The following is a 15,699-nucleotide window of genomic DNA, read 5'->3' as shown; positions in this document are numbered from 1 at the left end:
ATAATTCAATTTGGTCACTTGTTGTCGTTTGTTTATCCAGGCGCTAAGCTCCCGGCATGAACAACGCAACCTCTTCTCCGCCGGCCGCGCGGGGCCCGGCCGACCATGACGTGCGCGCGCAGATCGTCGTGGCGGCCACCGAGCACTTCAGCCAGTACGGCTACGAGAAGACCACGGTTTCCGACCTGGCCAAGGCCATCGGCTTCTCCAAGGCCTACATCTACAAGTTCTTCGAGTCCAAGCAGGCGATCGGCGAAATGATCTGCGCGAACTGTCTGCGCGAGATCGAAGCGGAGATCCGCGCAGCGGTCGACGGGGCCGACCGTCCGCCCGAGAAGCTGCGCCGCATGTTCAAGGCCATCGTCGATTCGGGCCTTCGGTTGTTCTTCCGGGACCGCAAGCTCTACGAGATCGCGATCTCGGCAGCCAGCGAGCGCTGGCCGTCGGCCATTGCGCATGAAGAGTGCATCCGGCAGATGCTGCTCGAGCTGCTGAGGCAGGGGCGCGAGTCGGGCGACTTCGAGCGCAAGACGCCGATCGACGAGACGGCGGCGGCCATCTACCTGGTCATGCACCCCTACATCAACCCCGTGATCCTGCAGCTCAGCGCCCATTACACGGACCAGGCGCCGGTCCAGCTGTCGGGTCTGGTGCTGCGCAGCTTGTCGCCTTGAAACACTAATTTCTTTGTGACCATTGACTAAAATGGTCACCGTTATCAGAATCGGGGCCCTGATCGATTCGTCAATGGGCCCCTCATGCACACGCGCCGCCTCCTTACATCCGCCTTCGTCTGCGCCTTGCCGTTCGCGCTGGCCGCCTGCGACGACAAGACCCCGCCCGATCCGCGCACCCAGACGCCGCTGGTGCGCGCCGCCACGGTCCAGGCCGCCGGGCCGGCATCGCGCTCGTTCACGGGCACCGTCGCCGCGCGGGTTCAGAGCGACCTGGGCTTCCGCGTTTCCGGAAAGGTGCTGGAGCGGCTCGTGGACGCCGGGCAAACAGTCAAGCGTGGGCAGTTGCTCATGCGCATCGACCCCGCCGATCTGAAGCTCGCCGCGCGTGCGCAGCTGGAGGCCGTGGCCGCTGCACGAGCGCGCGCGAAGCAGGCGAGCGACGAAGAGCTGCGCTATCGCGACCTGCGCGGCACCGGTGCAATCTCCGCTTCGGCCTACGACCAGATCAAGGCCGCGGCGGATGCCGCCCAAGCCCAGCTCAGTGCGGCCGAAGCGCAGTCCGATGTCGCTCGCAATGCCAACCGCTATTCAGACCTGGTCGCCGACGTCGACGGCACGGTCCTTGAAACGCTGGCCGAGCCCGGCCAGGTCGTCGCCGCCGGCCAGCCGGTGGTCCGCGTGGCGCAGGCCGGGCGCAGGGAGGCCGTGGTCCAGCTGCCCGAAACGCTGCGCCCGGCCGTCGGCTCCGGCGGGCAGGCCACGCTGTTCGGCAGGGAAGGCGTTGCCGTGCCCGTCAAGCTCAGGCAGCTCTCCGATGCGGCCGACAAGCTCACGCGCACCTTCGAGGCGCGCTATGTGCTCGATGGCGAGCTGGTCAATGCGCCGCTCGGGGCCACGGTGACGGTCCACGTCGGGGACGGCAAGGTCGTCGCGAAGAACGGTGTGCAGGTGCCGATCGGCGCCCTGTTCGACACAGGCAAGTCGACCGGCGTCTGGGTCATCGGCGGCGATCCCGCGAAGGTGCGCTGGCAACCGGTGACGGTGGAATCGCTGGAAGACGACCGCGCCCAGGTCACGGGTCCGCTCAAGCAGGGGGACCAAGTGGTCGCGCTCGGCGCGCATCTGCTGCGCGAAGGCGAGCAGGTGCGTGTCGCGGCCTCGGCTGCGACACCCGCGGTGGGCGGAGCCCGCCCATGAGCGAAGGCCGTTTCAATCTGTCGGCGCTGGCCGTCCGCGAGCGATCCATCACGCTGTTCCTCATCGGCCTGATCTCGTTGGCAGGGCTGGTCGCGTTCTTCAAGCTCGGCCGCGCGGAAGACCCGGCCTTCACGATCAAGGTGATGACCATCATCACGGCCTGGCCCGGCGCCACGGCGCAGGAGATGCAGGACCAGGTCGCCGAGAAGGTCGAGAAACGCCTGCAGGAACTGCGCTACTACGATCGCGCCGAAACCTACACGCGGCCCGGTCTCGCGTTCACCACGCTGACCTTGCAGGACAGTACGCCACCCTCCAAGGTGCAGGAAGAGTTCTATCAAGCACGAAAGAAGGTCGGCGACGAAGCCGGCAATCTTCCGGCGGGCGTGATCGGCCCGATGATCAACGACGAGTACGCCGACGTCACCTTCGCCCTCTTCGCGCTCAAGGCCAAGGGAGAGCCGCAGCGCGTGCTGGTGCGCGATGCGGAAACGCTGCGCCAGCGGCTGCTGCATGTGCCGGGCGTGAAGAAGGTCAACATCGCCGGTGAGCAGTCGGAGCGCATCTACGTCGAGTTCGCGCACGACCGGCTGGCGACCTTGGGCATCAGCCCGCAAGACGTGTTTGCCGCACTCAATACTCAGAACGCGCTGAGCCCGGCCGGCTCTGTGGAAACCAGCGGCCCGCAGGTTTTCATCCGGCTGGACGGCGCCTTCGACACCCTGCAGAAGATCCGCGACACGCCCGTGGTTGCGCAAGGCCGCACCTTGAAGCTCTCGGACGTGGCCACGGTCCGGCGCGGCTACGAAGACCCGGCCACCTTCATGATCCGCAACGGCGGCGAGCCGGCGCTGCTGATAGGCGTCGTGATGAAAGAGGGCTGGAATGGGCTCGACCTGGGCAAGTCTCTGGACGCGGAAGCCCGCGCCATCAATGCCGAACTGCCGCTGGGCCTGAGCCTGTCGAAGGTCACGGACCAGTCGGTCAACATCGCCGCGTCGGTCGACGAATTCATGATGAAGTTCTTCGCGGCCTTGCTGGTCGTGATGCTGGTGAGCTTCCTGAGCATGGGCTGGCGCGCGGGCCTGGTGGTCGCAGCCGCCGTGCCGCTCACGCTGGCCGTGGTCTTCGTGGTGATGGAGGCCACCGGAAAGAACTTCGACCGCATCACGCTCGGCTCGCTGATCCTGGCGCTTGGCCTCTTGGTGGACGACGCCATCATCGCCATCGAGATGATGGTCGTGAAGATCGAGGAGGGCTACAGCCATGTGGCCGCGTCCGCCTACGCCTGGAGCCACACGGCGGCGCCGATGCTTTCGGGCACGCTGGTCACGGCCGTCGGCTTCATGCCCAACGGCTTTGCGCCGTCGACAGCGGGCGAATACACCAGCAACATGTTCTGGATCGTCGGCATCGCGCTGATCGCATCGTGGGTGGTCGCGGTGGTGTTCACCCCCTACCTGGGCGTGAAGCTGCTGCCGAATTTCAAGAAGGTCGAAGGCGGCCATGCCGCGATCTACGACACGCCGCGCTACAACCGCCTGCGCCGGGTGCTCGAGCGCGTCATCGCGCGCAAGTGGCTGGTCGCGGGTGCGGTCGTCGGCCTGTTTGTGGTGTCGATCCTCGGCATGGGCGTGGTCAAGAAGCAGTTCTTCCCGATCTCCGACCGCCCCGAAGTCCTGGTCGAAGTGCAGATGCCTTATGGCACGGCCATCACGCAGACCAGCAACGCAGCGGCGAAAGTCGAGGCCTGGCTGTCCACGCAGCCGGAGGCGCAGATCGTCACCTCCTACATCGGACAGGGCGCACCCCGCTTCTTTTTCGCCATGGGGCCGGAACTGCCGGACCCGTCGTTCGCCAAGATCGTGATCCGCACGGCCAGCCAGGAAGAGCGCGAGGCCCTGAAGCACCGGTTGCGCCAGGCCATTGCCGACGGCCTCGCGTCCGAGGCGCGGGTGCGCGTGACGCAGCTGGTGTTCGGGCCGTACTCGCCGTTTCCTGTGGCCTACCGCGTCAGCGGGCCCGATGCGAACGAACTGCGCCGGATCGCGGCCGAGGTGCGGCAGGTGATGGATGCCAGCCCGATGATGCGCACCGTCAACACCGACTGGGGCACCCGCACGCCCACGCTGCACTTCACCTTGAAGCAGGACCGCCTGCAGGCCGTCGGGCTGAGCTCCGGCGCGGTGGCGCAGCAACTGCAGTTCCTCCTGAGCGGCGCGCCGGTGACCACCGTGCGCGAAGACATCCGCACCGTGCAGGTGGTGGCCCGTTCGGCCGGCAGCACCCGGCTCGATCCCGCGAAGCTCGCGGACTTCACGCTCGCCGGTGCCGCAGGCCAGCGCATTCCGCTGTCGCAGGTCGGCGAGGTCGAGGTGCGCATGGAAGAACCCGTCATGCGGCGACGCGACCGCATGCCCACGATCACCGTGCAGGGCGACATCGCCGACGGGCTGCAGCCACCCGACGTATCGGCCGCGATCACCGCGAAGCTGCAGCCCCTGATGCAGAAGCTGCCCGCGGGCTACCGCATCGTGCAGGCCGGCTCCATCGAGGAATCGGAGAAGGCGACCACGGCGATGCTGCCGCTGTTCCCGATCATGCTGGCGATCACGCTCCTCATCATCATCTTCCAGGTGCGCTCGATCTCCGCGATGGTGATGGTGTTTCTCACGAGTCCGCTCGGGCTGATCGGCGTCGTGCCGACGCTGCTGCTGTTCCAGCAGCCCTTCGGCATCAATGCGCTCGTCGGGCTCATCGCGCTGTCGGGCATCCTGATGCGCAACACGCTGATCCTGCTCGGGCAGATCCACCACAACCAGCAGGAGGGGCTCGATCCGTTCCATGCGGTTGTCGAGGCGACCGTGCAGCGTGCCCGGCCCGTGATCCTGACGGCGCTGGCGGCGATCCTCGCGTTCATTCCGCTGACCCATTCGGTGTTCTGGGGCGCGTTGGCGTACACGCTGATCGGCGGCACTTTCGCGGGGACGATCCTCACGCTGGTGTTCCTGCCGGCGATGTATTCGATCTGGTTCAGGATCAAACCAGGCAACGCCGCCCAGCCCGCGCACTGACGCGCCTCATCGCCATTCATCAAGAGATCGAAGGAATTGCCATGTCGAGTTCATCAGTTGTTGTCGTGACGGGCGCGTCCTCGGGCATCGGACGCGTCGCTGCGGAAATGTTCGTGGCGCGGGGCTGCCGCGTGTTCGGCACCGTGCGCGACCTGCGCAATGCACCCGCGCTGCCCGGTGTCGAGTTCGTCGAGATGGACGTTCGCGAAGAAGGCTCGGTTCAGGCGGGCATTGAATCGATCATCGAGCAGGCCACGCGCATCGACGTGCTGGTCAACAACGCGGGAATGATGATGATCGGCGCGGTCGAGGAAACCGCGACGGCCGAGGCCGCGGCGCTGTTCGACACCAACGTCTTCGGCCTGCTCCGCACGACGCGCGCCGTGCTGCCGTACATGCGCCAGCAGCGCCGCGGGCGGATCGTCAACGTGAGCTCGGTGCTCGGCGTGCTTCCCGCTCCGTACATGGGGCTCTATGCGGCCACCAAGCACGCGGTGGAAGGGCTGTCGGAATCGCTGGACCACGAGGCGCGCCAGTTCGGAATTCGCGCGACGCTGGTGCAGCCGGCCTTCACCCGGACCAACCTCGATGCCAACGCACCGCGCGCGAAGGCGCGGATCGCGGACTATGACCGTGAACGCGACCTGGTGGCGCTCTCCGTGGCCGACAGCGTCGCCAGCGCGCCCGAGCCGCACGGCGTGGCGGGCACCATCGTCGAGGCGGCGCTCGGCCCATGGCGCATGCGCTGCACGCCGCCGGGGGAGGCGTCCTTGCTGACCAAGCTGCGCCGCTTCATGCCTGCGGGACCGGTGGACGCGAGCCTGAGAAAAAAGCTCGGCCTCGCCTGAACGTCGACCGTACGAAAGCTCTTGTAGGAGAACACCGTGGACAGCCTGGATCTCCTGCGCACCTTCAGCGAGGTGGCCTCTTCCGGAAGCTTCTCCCGCACCGCCAAGCATCTGGCGCTGTCGAGGGGGACCGTCAGCAAGTACATCGCGGCCCTCGAGCAGCGCTTTGGCGTGCGGCTGCTGAACCGGACCAATCGCGCCGTCAGCCTCACGGACGCAGGCCTCCTGCTGCTCGACAGGAGCAGGCCGATACTGGAACTGGCCGATGTGACACGCGCCGAACTTCAAGACCGCGCGCGGGTCCCGAGCGGGCGGCTGCGCATTTCGGCACCGCACGGCATGGAGCTGACGGAACTGCCGGCGCTGATCAACACCTTTCTTGGCCACTATCCGGAGGTCAGCATCAGTCTTGTGCTCACGAACCGCATGGTCGATCTTGCAGAAGAGGGCATCGACATCGCGCTTCGCTTCGGCACTTCAGCCAACGAGAACCTGATTGTTCGAAAGCTGGTGGCCATGGAACTCAGCGTCTGCGCAGCCCCGGTGTACTGGCGCAAGCATGGCGTGCCTGTTCATCCCGATGAGCTTTCGCAACACGCAGCGCTGTTCAGTACCCATCTGAATCCGCTGCCGAAGTGGCGCTTCAAGGCCGACGGCCAGCCGGTCGAAGTCACGATCCATGGAAGGCTGGATGCCACGGAGCCTGGCCCTCTGATTCAGGCTGCACTGTTGGGGGCCGGCGTCGTCTATCTGCCGTCGGTCATGCTGAAGCCTTACGTCGAGAGTGGTCGGCTGGTGCCCGTCTTGTCGGAATTCGTCCGCAGCGATATGTGGCTGTCCGCCGTGTACCTGCAGCGCCGGCACAGTACCGCTGTGCACCGTGCACTGCTCGATTTTCTTTCGAGCCGGCTCAAGCCTGCCAGCGTTCGAGCGACCTGATTTTCAACGCGCTCATCACCGAGCTGAGCAAGAAGAAGCGTTGAGCGTTTCTGCGCCTTCTTTTTCAAACCGGGAGTTCCAGCGTGAATGCCGCGCCGGTGCCCGGCCCGTCGCTGTGGGCCGTGAGGGTTCCACCCATTTCATGCGCGGCGATCACGGCGCTGTGCAGGCCGAATCCATGGCCGGTCCTTTTCGTTGTGAACCCGTGCACGAACACCTGGGACAGGGTCTGCGTCGCAATGCCCACACCGTTGTCTGCCACGCAGATGCGCAGCCGCTGGCCTGCCATCAGCTCCACGCGCACTGTGAGCCGGGGCTCGCGGTCGGTCACGCCTTCCATCGCCTGCTCGGCGTTGCTGATCAGGTTCACCAGGATCTGCAATATCCGCCCCTGGTCCAGCAGCAGCTCGGGAAGAGGCGCAATCTCCTTTTCCACCACCATCCGACGCTGCGCCAGCGCCTCGGCGTTGATGCGCAATGCATCGTCCACCACTTCGCGGATCTGCACCTTTTCCAGCAGCCTCGATGCTCCGGCGTAGGCCTGCTGCGCGGCAATGATCTCCTTGATGTGTTCCACGTTCTTGCCCAGCGCCGCCAGCTCCTTGATGGCGTCGTTCTGCTCCGCCACCAGCGCGGAAGCCAGTTGGCGCAAATAGCCGGGAAGCACCTTGCCCTTGGGGTCCGAAGCGAGGAACGCGCCCAGGTCGTCCGCGTGCTCTTCCATCAGCTGGACGGCCCGCGCAAGCCCCGGGGCCTTGGAGGCGCGAGCGCGCGAAAGAATGAGCGCCGCGGACACGTTCACGCTGTTGAGCACATTGCCGACGTTGTGCAGCACATTGGTGGCGATCCGGGCCATGCCGGCCAGGTGCGAGGCCTCGACCAACTGCTTGTTCACCTCGGCAACCTGGCGCTCCGCCTCCTTCAGATCGGAGATGTTCTTGGTGATGCCGAAGGTTCCGACGATCTGGCCCGCACGGTTTCGCAGAGGCATCTTCGTCGTCAGGGCCCAGGTGTCGGGCCGCCCGTCGATCCAGGTTTCTCTTTCGATCTTGCCGATCATCGGCAAACCCGTGCGGATGATTTCCTGCTCGTCCTCGAACGCCGGGCGCGCATGCTCTTCGGAAAAGACGTCGAAGTCCGACTTTCCCACCAGCCCTTCGGGCGTGGCCATTCCAAACTCCAGGGCCTGCGCCGTGCTGGTCTTGATGAAACGGGACTGCGCGTCCTTGAAGTAGATATGGTCCGGGGAGTTGTCCAGCAGCGCGCGAAGCAGCTCGCGCTCGTTGGCCAGCCTGTCGTCGTCTTCCTGGTTGCGCCGGGCCACATCGAGCAAGACCCCCTGGCTGCCGATGATCGTCCCGTCCGGCCTCCGCACTGCAGATTCGATCACCTGCCAGGAAGCCACCTCTTCGGAGCCGATCTCCGCAGGCGTGCGGCCCAGAATCCGTTCTGCAGGCATGCCCTTGAGTTCACAGAACCGGGCGTTGACGAAGGTGAAGCGTCCCTCGGCGTCCTTGCGAAAAATGCCGACGGGCAACTGCTCGACGATCGGTGCCGTGTTGTCCTCCAGGAAGGTTGCGCTTGCTGCGGAGGCGGGTTGGCTTTGCATGGCGGCGTGCAGGTTCCCAAAAGTGCTTTATAGCCCCGCAGGATGCTCAGACCGGTCGCAATACTCGATCAGAAGCTCGGTGAGGACCCGAATCTTCCGTGCGGGATGCTGGCCTGGCGGCCGGACGACATAGGCACCTGCCGGGGGTGGCGGATGACGTGTCATGACCGGCACGAGTGCCCCGGAGGCCACATGTTCATGGGTGAGCCAATCGGGCAGGTAGGCGATCCCGAGTCCTGCTGCCGCGGCGGCGACCAGGGCCGTGCCGTTGTCGGCCTTGAAGCGCCCCTGCGGACGAACCGTGATGACCTTGTCGCCATCCATGAGTTGCCAGGCCTCGGTTCCCTGCATCAGGGCCTGATGGCCGGCAAGCTCCTCCGGTGTCTCGGGCGACCCATGCGCCTTGACATAGTCCGGACTCGCGACGAGCTTTCCATGGACCGGGCCGATGCGCCTTGCGATCAAGTTGGAGTCCTGTAGATAGCCGACCCGTATCGCGCAGTCGTAACCCTCCGCGATGAGATCGACGAAGCGATCGCTGTAGCAGGTCTGGATGTGAAGCCCAGGGTGGCGGCGTGCCATTTCCGCGAGCATGGGAGCGAAGTGAGTCGGGCCCAAGGAAAACGGCACCGCAACGCGCAAGCGGCCGCGAAGGTCGCCGGCGGGCAGGATCGCTTCCCTGGCCATGTCGATCTCGGTGCAGACCCTGGCTGCGTAGTCCCGGAACGTGGCCCCCGCTTCTGTGAGCGCAGCCCCGCGGGTGGATCGCGCAAGAAGTTGCACACCAAGTTCTGCTTCAAGCCGGAAGAGGCGGCGGCTGACGATCGACTTGGACACCCCAAGCCGCAGCGCAGCAGACGAAACCCCGCCGGCATCGGCAACTTCCACGAATGTCTGCAGCTCTTCGATGTCCAATTTGGCGTTCCCCGTTGCGCGACACAGCTCGCCGCGAAATGGTACTACCGCATCAAAGGGGGGAACAACAGAATCCTGCTTCGGGGCAAGCAACGTCCCGTTCACAACCGAAACAAAGGATCCATCAATGACTTTTCGCAACGGCCTGGCTTCGCTTCTTCGTCCCGAAGACTCGGTACTCGTTCTGATCGACCACCAGCCCTACCAGCTCTCCAATCTGAACAGCCACGACCCGCAGGCCGTGGTGAACAACACGACCGCGCTGGCAAAGCTGGCAAAAGCCTTCAATGTTCCGACCATTCTCACCAGCGTGATCGCGGCGCGCGGTGGATTTCTCTTCAAGCAGATCACCGATGTATTTCCGGACCAGGAAGTCATCGATCGCACCTGGGTGAACACCTGGCAGGACGAGAATGTGGTGAGCGTCGTCAAGGCGACTGGCCGCAAGCAGCTGATCATCGCCGGCCTGTGGACCGAGGTCTGCGTCGCAATGCCTGTCATCCAGGCGGCCGGCGAAGGCTGGGACGTGACCGTCATCACCGACGCGTCGGGCGGGATTTCGAAGGAGTCTCACGAAGTTGCCATCCAGCGAATGATCGCGGCGGGCGCGAACGTGATGACCGTGATGGCGCTCGCTGGCGAATGGCAACGCGATTGGGCGCGCACCGAGCATGTCGAGGAGCTGACCGAGATTCTCATCCAGCACTTCGCCGGCAGCGGCATCGCCTATCTGTGGGAGCAGCAGCTGCTCAACACGCCTGTGCCTGCCAAGGCAGGATGATCCGAGTGGGGAGACCGCCCTCGGCGGCTGTTGTCGGCTCTGCGGCTCCTCAGTAAATCACCGTCACCCTCGTCGCATTGCTCCCGTCGCCCTCCGCAGCAGCAGCGGCGGCCGTTTGCGGCGCGGCGCGCGCTGCGATGGCGGCCATGGCGCCGATGGCACCGCGCCAGGTGGGGTCGAGGGTGTCGAGGCCGTCGGCGGTGGTGCCGGCCACGGTGAAGGCGGTTTCGCCGACCTTGTCGAAGCGGTACTCGCGGCCCTTGATGAGCACCGACTTCATGTTGGTCCAGACGCGGTATTCGTGCCCGCCATTCACCGGCGTGACCTGGAGCACCTTGAAGGTCGGAAGGACGATCATCGTCACGTTGAACCGCGCCGTGGCGCTGCTCATGCCGTGCATCGGCTCGGCGGAACCGAGCCGCAGCGGCAACAGCAGCAGCATGCCGACGGCGGCCGCCGCGCGTGCGGCGCGCGGTGGAAGCAGCAGGCCGGCAGAACCTGCACGGGACATGTTTCCGGACATGGGACCTCCTCTCCTCGCAACCTCGGTGGAGGGCATCGCATCGATGCCCCAACCTGGGTTATCGGCAGAGTAGCCGGAAAATTAAGGCCGCCCGCGTTTTTTTTTGCGGCGCCCCTCGCTTGGCCCTGGCGGGTCAGTAGGTCACGGAGACCGTCACGGTGTCCCGGTAGCTGTCCGGCCGCACGTTCACGCTGCTGCCAAGGACCCGGCCGTACACGGTCAGCGCCTGGGCCGTGCCGTTGCCGGTGGCCGTGGCGGTGTTGGTGTCCACGACGCTGCCCCACGGGAGCGAGCGGTTGGCATCGCGGTAGAGCCGGTAGGCCACCGTGTCCGTGTTGCCCGGCACGCCGCCCGTCGGCGACATCACCCCGGCACCGGTGGTCGAGCCATTGGATGGCGACAGCCCGACCTTGTAGACGGTGGACGCCGAGCAGGTCACGTTGATCGTGCTCGCCTGGTCTCTGTTGCCCATGCCCGGCAGGCCGTCGATGCTGCCGAAGTTCAGCGGATCGGCCGTGACCAGGCAGCTCTTGGCGACGGTCGCGTTCACCACGAAGGGAAAGTTGCCCGACGACGAGCCGTTGCACGTCGATGGCGCGGTGGAGCCCTGGTTCGACGACAGCGTGATCGAGGTGTGGATTCCGCCGAAGTTGTCCGTGTACTGGCCCGGAGGCGCCGTGCCCTGGAGGGCAAGCAATTCCCCGCGCATGGTCGTGCTTCTCGTCACGCTGGACCGGCGAGCAATGCTCATGGTGTCGGTGAATGGATTCGGCACCGCCGCGTTGCCATTCGAACCCCAGACCGTGCCGCTCGTGCCCTGGAAGAGCCGGAACTTCAAGGTGTTGTTGCCCGTGGTGAGCTTCATGAGCCGCGGATCGAAGCTCCCAAGGCTTTGGTCGCCGTCGCCAATATTGAAGCAGACCCTGAGGGACTCGGTGGAGTTGCCGGTGTTGTTGCAGGTATAGGTCAGCGTGGCGTTCACGGATGGCGGCGTGCTTCCGTCGACCAGCTCCACCGTGCCGAAATTCAGAGCCGACATCTGCGCCGTGCAATTGACCGCCGCCTGCGCGCTCCCCATCGGCAGCCACCACAGCAGCGCACAAAGCAAAGGCAGGCGCAGCGCCTGCAAGGTGCGGCTCAAAAAGCTCATGGCGTCTTCCCTTCCCTGATGCAGCGCAGCGGTCCGATCTGCGGAATGCCGGCGCCGTCCTTGCGATAGTCGAAGCTGGCGCGGCAGCGGCCGCCGGGCGTCTGCACCTCGAGCGTGTTGTGCGGCTGCAGCGACTCCAGGTACACCGCGCCGTCAAAGCCCACCAGCGCCGGCTCGCCGGTGCCGCCGTTCACGCGCACCCGGCTGCCCAGCGGCAGCGGCTTGCCCGCCTCATCCACCAGCAGCAGCGCCGCCGCATTGATCGGCGTGATGCCAAAGCGCACCATCGTGCCGGCGCGGTCGCTCGGCGTGGCCACCGTCTTCACGCGCTCGATCCGCACGTCGGCGGGCAGCTGCATCGGGTCGATCGACAGCTGGTTGTTCTGGTAGGCGCGCAGCGGCGCCACCAGCAGCATGCCGTGGCCGTCCGTCGTGCCGATGTCGCGGTTCTCCAGCCTCACCGGCACGCCCGCAATGCCGTCGGTGGAGACCACCGCAAAGGCATCGTCGATGCGCCGGGCCGCAAAGGGCTGGCCGCCCATGAACGCGACCGAACCCGTGGCGCCGGCGTAGGCATAGCGGCTGTCGCCGATCATGCTGATGCCCGCCATCGCGCGGCCGTAGCGGCCCAGGTAGTCGAGCTCGGCCTGGCCGCCGTTCTGGCCGCCGCCCTGGCGCAGGCCCGCGCGCCAGCCGATGCCGCCTTCGCTCGGCGTCGAGCTCTGCGCGTCGGCCGAGAAGGTGGTGCGGTCGCCGTCGCGCTGCACGCCGGTGCTGGTCGTGACCTTGCCGTCCAGCGCCCAGGTGAAGCCCACGAAAAGGCTGCGCTCGCGCCGGTTGTCCAGGTTCTGGTTGAGGCTCACATTCACCGACGCGCTGCGCCCCAGCGACATGAACCAGTAGGCGCTTGCCAGGCGCGTTGCCTCCTGCGCCGGATAGCGCAGGTACAGGTAGCTCAGGCCAAAGCTGCCGAAGCCGCTGGTGGTGTAGCCGATCGATGCGCGGCCCGAGCCGCGTGGCGGCGCGCTGCCGTACAGCGACGCCACGTCGCGGTAGTCGCCGCGCGTGCGGGTGCCTTCGACCGTGAAATTGAACCGGTTGTCGCGCCAGCTGTAGCCCAGGTTGAGCAGCGAGCCCCGCTCTGCGCCGTAGCTGCTCTGCGCCACCGCGCCCGTCAGCACGCCGCTCTGGCCCAGCAGCAAGGCGCCGCCAACGCCGCCCTTGACCAGCCCCTTGGTGGCCTCGCCGTGCGCTTCCAGCGTGAAGCTGTTGCTCACGCCATAGCGCCAGGTGCCGGTGGCGGCGGCTTCGTTGCCGTAGTCGAACGAGCGCAGGCCGTAGCTCTTGCGCACCATGCCCAGGTCCACCGACCAGTCCGACAGGCCCGCCTCCAGCAGCCGCTGCGTGTCGTACAGCGAAAAGTCGAGCGTCGTCGCGCGCCCGAAGGCATCGGTCAACACCACCTGCGCATTGCCCGCGCCATTGATGCTGGGAACCGTCTTCAGCTGAAACGGCCCCGCCGGCACCTGGCCCGTGTACTGGCGCATCCCGTTGATGTACAGCTCCACCTGCGAAGGCAGCGTGGCCGACCCCAGGAAGGCCGGCAGCGGCGTGGTGGTGCGATAGGGCTGCAGCGCAAAGTTGCGCGACAGCTGGATGCCGCCGATTCGTGTGGAGCGCGACCACGGCAGCGAGGCCGTGGTGGTATCGCCCACGCGAAGGGTCAGCATTTCTTCGGGGAACGACTTGCTCCAGGTGGTGTCGAGCCGGACCGAGTCGTGCTGCCAGCCCTCGCCATCGGTGCGGGCCGCGCGCGACATCAGCGTGTTGCTGAGCACCGAGCTCCCGTTGAACGCGCGCAGTTCGGTGAGCGCATTCAGGCTCGACGTATTGCCGCGCCCCTGCGTGCCATACAGGTCGTAGTTGAGCAGCAAGCCGGGCGAAGCGCTGGCCTTGGGCACGATGGTCGTCGACGTGTCGACCACCGTCGTGGGCAGGCGCAGCACATCGGCGGTGGCGTGAATGGCCACGCTCTGCACCGCCGCGTCGTACTTCACCTGTACCCCCGGAAGGCTCCTGAGCCGCACCGGATCCGACACGCCCGCCGGCAGCACGAAGCCCAGCTGCCGCAGCGTGGCCGCGCTGGCCCAAAGCTCCTGCCCGCGCAGGCCAAAGTGCACCAGGCCGCGCGGATTGCCATTGAGGCTCAGTTCAAGATAAAGGTCGCTGCCGCCCGGGCCGGCCAGGTCGCCTTCCGTGGAGGCGGCCACCTGTGCGCTTGCGCCGGCTGCCGCACCCTCAGCCTGAGCGGCAAAAGACACCAGACCGGAGAGAAGCAGCAGTGGCAGCAGGCGCTCAGCGGGCGCGTGGGAGCGGCGGGATGTTTTCCTGCGTCGCGTTGCCATTGATCTTCGTTTCCAGGATGCCGCCGAGGGCAAAGGCCTCCGCGGAGGTCTTCAGCGGCCAACGCATGCGCGCGCCCGGCAACACGTAGCCCATCAGGCCGGCATGCACCGGCGTGCGGCGGCCGACCGTGTCGACAAATTCCAGATCGGCGAGCTGCGCATGCATGCCGCCGTTGTTCGCCACCTCGATCACCGCCTTGCCGTCTTCGCGGCGCAGCGACCATGCGAGCTGGGGCGCAGGCGACTGGGCGCCCGCGGCTGCAATGAAGATGGGCACCGAATAGCGCAGCACCAGCTGCAGGCCCTTCTTTTCCTTCATCTCCACCGGCAGCTCGTCGATGATCACCCGGTACGAGCCCTCGACAGTGCCCGTGGGAACGCCCGAGCGAATCACGCGGATCAGCTGCCTGTCAGAGGCAGCCAGCTGCACCATCGGCGGACTGACCAGCAGTTCGCGCGAGGGCGTCAGCTTTTCGGTGCCGTTCTCCTGCGTCCATTGATAGACGCGCACCTGCGCATGCACCACCGTGTCCCCGGTGTTGCTGAGCCAAAGGCCTTCGGCGTTTTGCGTGGCCTGCAGCGTCAGCGTGACCGGAGACACCTGCAGCCCGCTGGCCGATGCGACCGCCTGCGCCAGGGCAAGCGCGAGGGCAGCGGTATAGCGAAGCAGCAGGTGGCGCATGGGCTATCGATCAAACGATCAGTAGTTGACGAGGACCGTCACCGTGTCGGCGTAGGCGCCAGGCGTCACGTTGGCGTTGGCAACCGTGGCATGCACGGGAATCGTCTGCGCCACACCGGTACCGGTGCCGGCCACGCCGTTGCCCACATCGGTAGCCGTGGCGGTGCTGCCCCAGACCGGGCCGGTAGCGCTTCCCGAACGGAGCTGGTAGGCGACCGTGTCCGAAGTGGTCACGGAGCTCATCACACCGGCGCCGGTGGTGCTGGTGGCCAGCGAAGGCTGCAGGCCGATGTTGTAGGGCGTCGTCTTGGAGCAGGTCACGCTGATGTTGCTGCTGGCGGACAGGTTGGTGGCGGAGGAATCGACCGGTCCGAAATCGATGTTGGAAGCGGTACCCGCGACCACCGAACAGGCCTTGTTGACAGTGATCAGGACCTGGAACGTCGAAGTGGCCGGGTTCGTTGCTGCCAAGACGGCGCTGGTGGTAACGGCAAGGGTCGCTGCAGCGATGAGGGAGAGCTTTTTCATGGTGAACGCCAACTGGTTAGAGGAAAGGTGTTGGAAAGAAGGGCTGAACTCGCCCCCGGCTAAGTAACTAAATAGTTCTCAGCCATCAATTATTGATACTTTAGTTTCAAAAAGTCAACTGACGCGCTTCAGTCCATCGCGTCGTGGTTACGCGCTGGGGGTGGGTAGCCCATCCGTCAGGAACGGGCGGAAAAATGGCTGGAAGGCGGCCCCTACAGAGGGGCCGAGAGCACCGGGACCTGCCGGATTCCTTCTGGCTGCGAGACCCGCATGGAGGCGGGCGAGCAGAAGCAATCGACAACGAGGAACGGCAGTCCGTTGGGACTGCCGGAGCTCGTTACGCTGGATCAGCGGTCGCTTCTGGCTTACAA

General features: G+C 65.9%; 13 protein-coding genes. 6 read left to right on the top strand and 7 right to left on the bottom strand.

From position 1 onward, the window contains the following. Positions 1-56: 56 nt before the first annotated feature. From EJO66_RS08345 to EJO66_RS08325, 5 genes are all read left to right on the top strand, one after another. Positions 57-674 carry a TetR/AcrR family transcriptional regulator gene (locus EJO66_RS08345; RefSeq protein ID WP_125964996.1) on the top strand — a complete coding sequence of 206 codons (618 nt, stop codon included), beginning with the start codon at positions 57-59 and terminating at the stop codon, positions 672-674. A gap of 84 nt (positions 675-758) precedes the next feature. Further along, positions 759-1,874 carry an efflux RND transporter periplasmic adaptor subunit gene (locus tag EJO66_RS08340; RefSeq protein WP_125964995.1) on the top strand — a complete coding sequence of 372 codons (1,116 nt, stop codon included), beginning with the start codon at positions 759-761 and terminating at the stop codon, positions 1,872-1,874. After that, positions 1,871-4,948 carry an efflux RND transporter permease subunit gene (locus tag EJO66_RS08335; protein WP_125964994.1) on the top strand — a complete coding sequence of 1,026 codons (3,078 nt, stop codon included), beginning with the start codon at positions 1,871-1,873 and terminating at the stop codon, positions 4,946-4,948. Before EJO66_RS08340 ends, EJO66_RS08335 begins: the two co-directional genes overlap by 4 nt. Before the next feature lie 41 nt (positions 4,949-4,989). Beyond that, on the top strand, positions 4,990-5,796 hold the full coding sequence (locus EJO66_RS08330; protein WP_125964993.1) for an oxidoreductase: 807 nt from the start codon (positions 4,990-4,992) through the stop codon (positions 5,794-5,796). A 36-nt stretch (positions 5,797-5,832) separates the two neighbouring features. Beyond that, a complete protein-coding gene (locus EJO66_RS08325) occupies positions 5,833-6,735 on the top strand; it encodes a LysR family transcriptional regulator (protein WP_124959355.1) in 903 nt (300 codons plus the stop codon). 64 nt (positions 6,736-6,799) lie between these two features. Here EJO66_RS08325 and EJO66_RS08320 read toward each other — a convergent pair whose 3' ends face one another. Both EJO66_RS08320 and EJO66_RS08315 read right to left on the bottom strand, forming a co-directional pair. Further along, positions 6,800-8,344: a PAS domain-containing protein gene (locus EJO66_RS08320; protein WP_125964992.1), complete on the bottom strand. Its 1,545-nt coding sequence runs from the start codon at positions 8,342-8,344 to the stop codon at positions 6,800-6,802. Between the two features lie 27 nt (positions 8,345-8,371). Continuing rightward, positions 8,372-9,259 (bottom strand): LysR family transcriptional regulator, encoded by an 888-nt coding sequence (locus EJO66_RS08315; protein WP_125964991.1) that lies wholly within the window; start codon positions 9,257-9,259, stop codon positions 8,372-8,374. Between the two features lie 127 nt (positions 9,260-9,386). On the opposite strand from EJO66_RS08315, the gene EJO66_RS08310 reads away from it, so the two are divergent. After that, the gene (locus EJO66_RS08310; RefSeq protein ID WP_125964990.1) at positions 9,387-10,040 is read left to right on the top strand and encodes a hydrolase; all 654 of its coding nucleotides are present in this window, start codon (positions 9,387-9,389) and stop codon (positions 10,038-10,040) included. Between the two features lie 49 nt (positions 10,041-10,089). Here the strand turns inward: EJO66_RS08310 and EJO66_RS08305 are convergent, their stop codons facing one another. From EJO66_RS08305 to EJO66_RS08285, 5 genes are all read right to left on the bottom strand, one after another. Further along, positions 10,090-10,563, bottom strand: a complete 474-nt coding sequence (locus EJO66_RS08305) for a hypothetical protein (protein WP_125964989.1) — start codon at positions 10,561-10,563, stop codon at positions 10,090-10,092. Positions 10,564-10,696: 133 nt separating this feature from the next. Beyond that, positions 10,697-11,713, bottom strand: coding sequence for a Csu type fimbrial protein (locus EJO66_RS08300; RefSeq protein WP_125964988.1), 1,017 nt, complete (start codon positions 11,711-11,713; stop codon positions 10,697-10,699). Then, on the bottom strand, positions 11,710-13,983 hold the full coding sequence (locus tag EJO66_RS08295) for a fimbria/pilus outer membrane usher protein (protein WP_240648545.1): 2,274 nt from the start codon (positions 13,981-13,983) through the stop codon (positions 11,710-11,712). Before EJO66_RS08295 ends, EJO66_RS08300 begins: the two co-directional genes overlap by 4 nt. Before the next feature lie 85 nt (positions 13,984-14,068). Next, a complete protein-coding gene (locus tag EJO66_RS08290; RefSeq protein WP_124959363.1) occupies positions 14,069-14,800 on the bottom strand; it encodes a fimbrial biogenesis chaperone in 732 nt (243 codons plus the stop codon). A gap of 18 nt (positions 14,801-14,818) precedes the next feature. Next, positions 14,819-15,328, bottom strand: coding sequence for a Csu type fimbrial protein (locus EJO66_RS08285; RefSeq protein ID WP_124959364.1), 510 nt, complete (start codon positions 15,326-15,328; stop codon positions 14,819-14,821). Positions 15,329-15,699 lie beyond the last annotated feature (371 nt).

This window comes from Variovorax beijingensis (genome assembly GCF_003951285.1).
Taxonomy (GTDB): domain Bacteria; phylum Pseudomonadota; class Gammaproteobacteria; order Burkholderiales; family Burkholderiaceae_C; genus Variovorax; species Variovorax beijingensis.
This window is presented reverse-complemented; position numbering and strand designations above follow the sequence as displayed.

Excerpts from the sequence above, each read along its gene's own strand:
- EJO66_RS08290 (WP_124959363.1), bottom strand. The coding sequence starts at position 14,800 with ATGCGCCACCTGCTGCTTCGCTATACCGCTGCCCTCGCGCTTGCCCTG.
- EJO66_RS08330 (WP_125964993.1), top strand. The coding sequence starts at position 4,990 with ATGTCGAGTTCATCAGTTGTTGTCGTGACGGGCGCGTCCTCGGGCATC.
- EJO66_RS08300 (WP_125964988.1), bottom strand. The coding sequence starts at position 11,713 with ATGAGCTTTTTGAGCCGCACCTTGCAGGCGCTGCGCCTGCCTTTGCTT.
- EJO66_RS08310 (WP_125964990.1), top strand. The coding sequence starts at position 9,387 with ATGACTTTTCGCAACGGCCTGGCTTCGCTTCTTCGTCCCGAAGACTCG.
- EJO66_RS08340 (WP_125964995.1), top strand. The coding sequence starts at position 759 with ATGCACACGCGCCGCCTCCTTACATCCGCCTTCGTCTGCGCCTTGCCG.
- EJO66_RS08345 (WP_125964996.1), top strand. The coding sequence starts at position 57 with ATGAACAACGCAACCTCTTCTCCGCCGGCCGCGCGGGGCCCGGCCGAC.
- EJO66_RS08335 (WP_125964994.1), top strand. The coding sequence starts at position 1,871 with ATGAGCGAAGGCCGTTTCAATCTGTCGGCGCTGGCCGTCCGCGAGCGA.
- EJO66_RS08285 (WP_124959364.1), bottom strand. The coding sequence starts at position 15,328 with ATGAAAAAGCTCTCCCTCATCGCTGCAGCGACCCTTGCCGTTACCACC.
- EJO66_RS08305 (WP_125964989.1), bottom strand. The coding sequence starts at position 10,563 with ATGTCCGGAAACATGTCCCGTGCAGGTTCTGCCGGCCTGCTGCTTCCA.
- EJO66_RS08320 (WP_125964992.1), bottom strand. The coding sequence starts at position 8,344 with ATGCAAAGCCAACCCGCCTCCGCAGCAAGCGCAACCTTCCTGGAGGAC.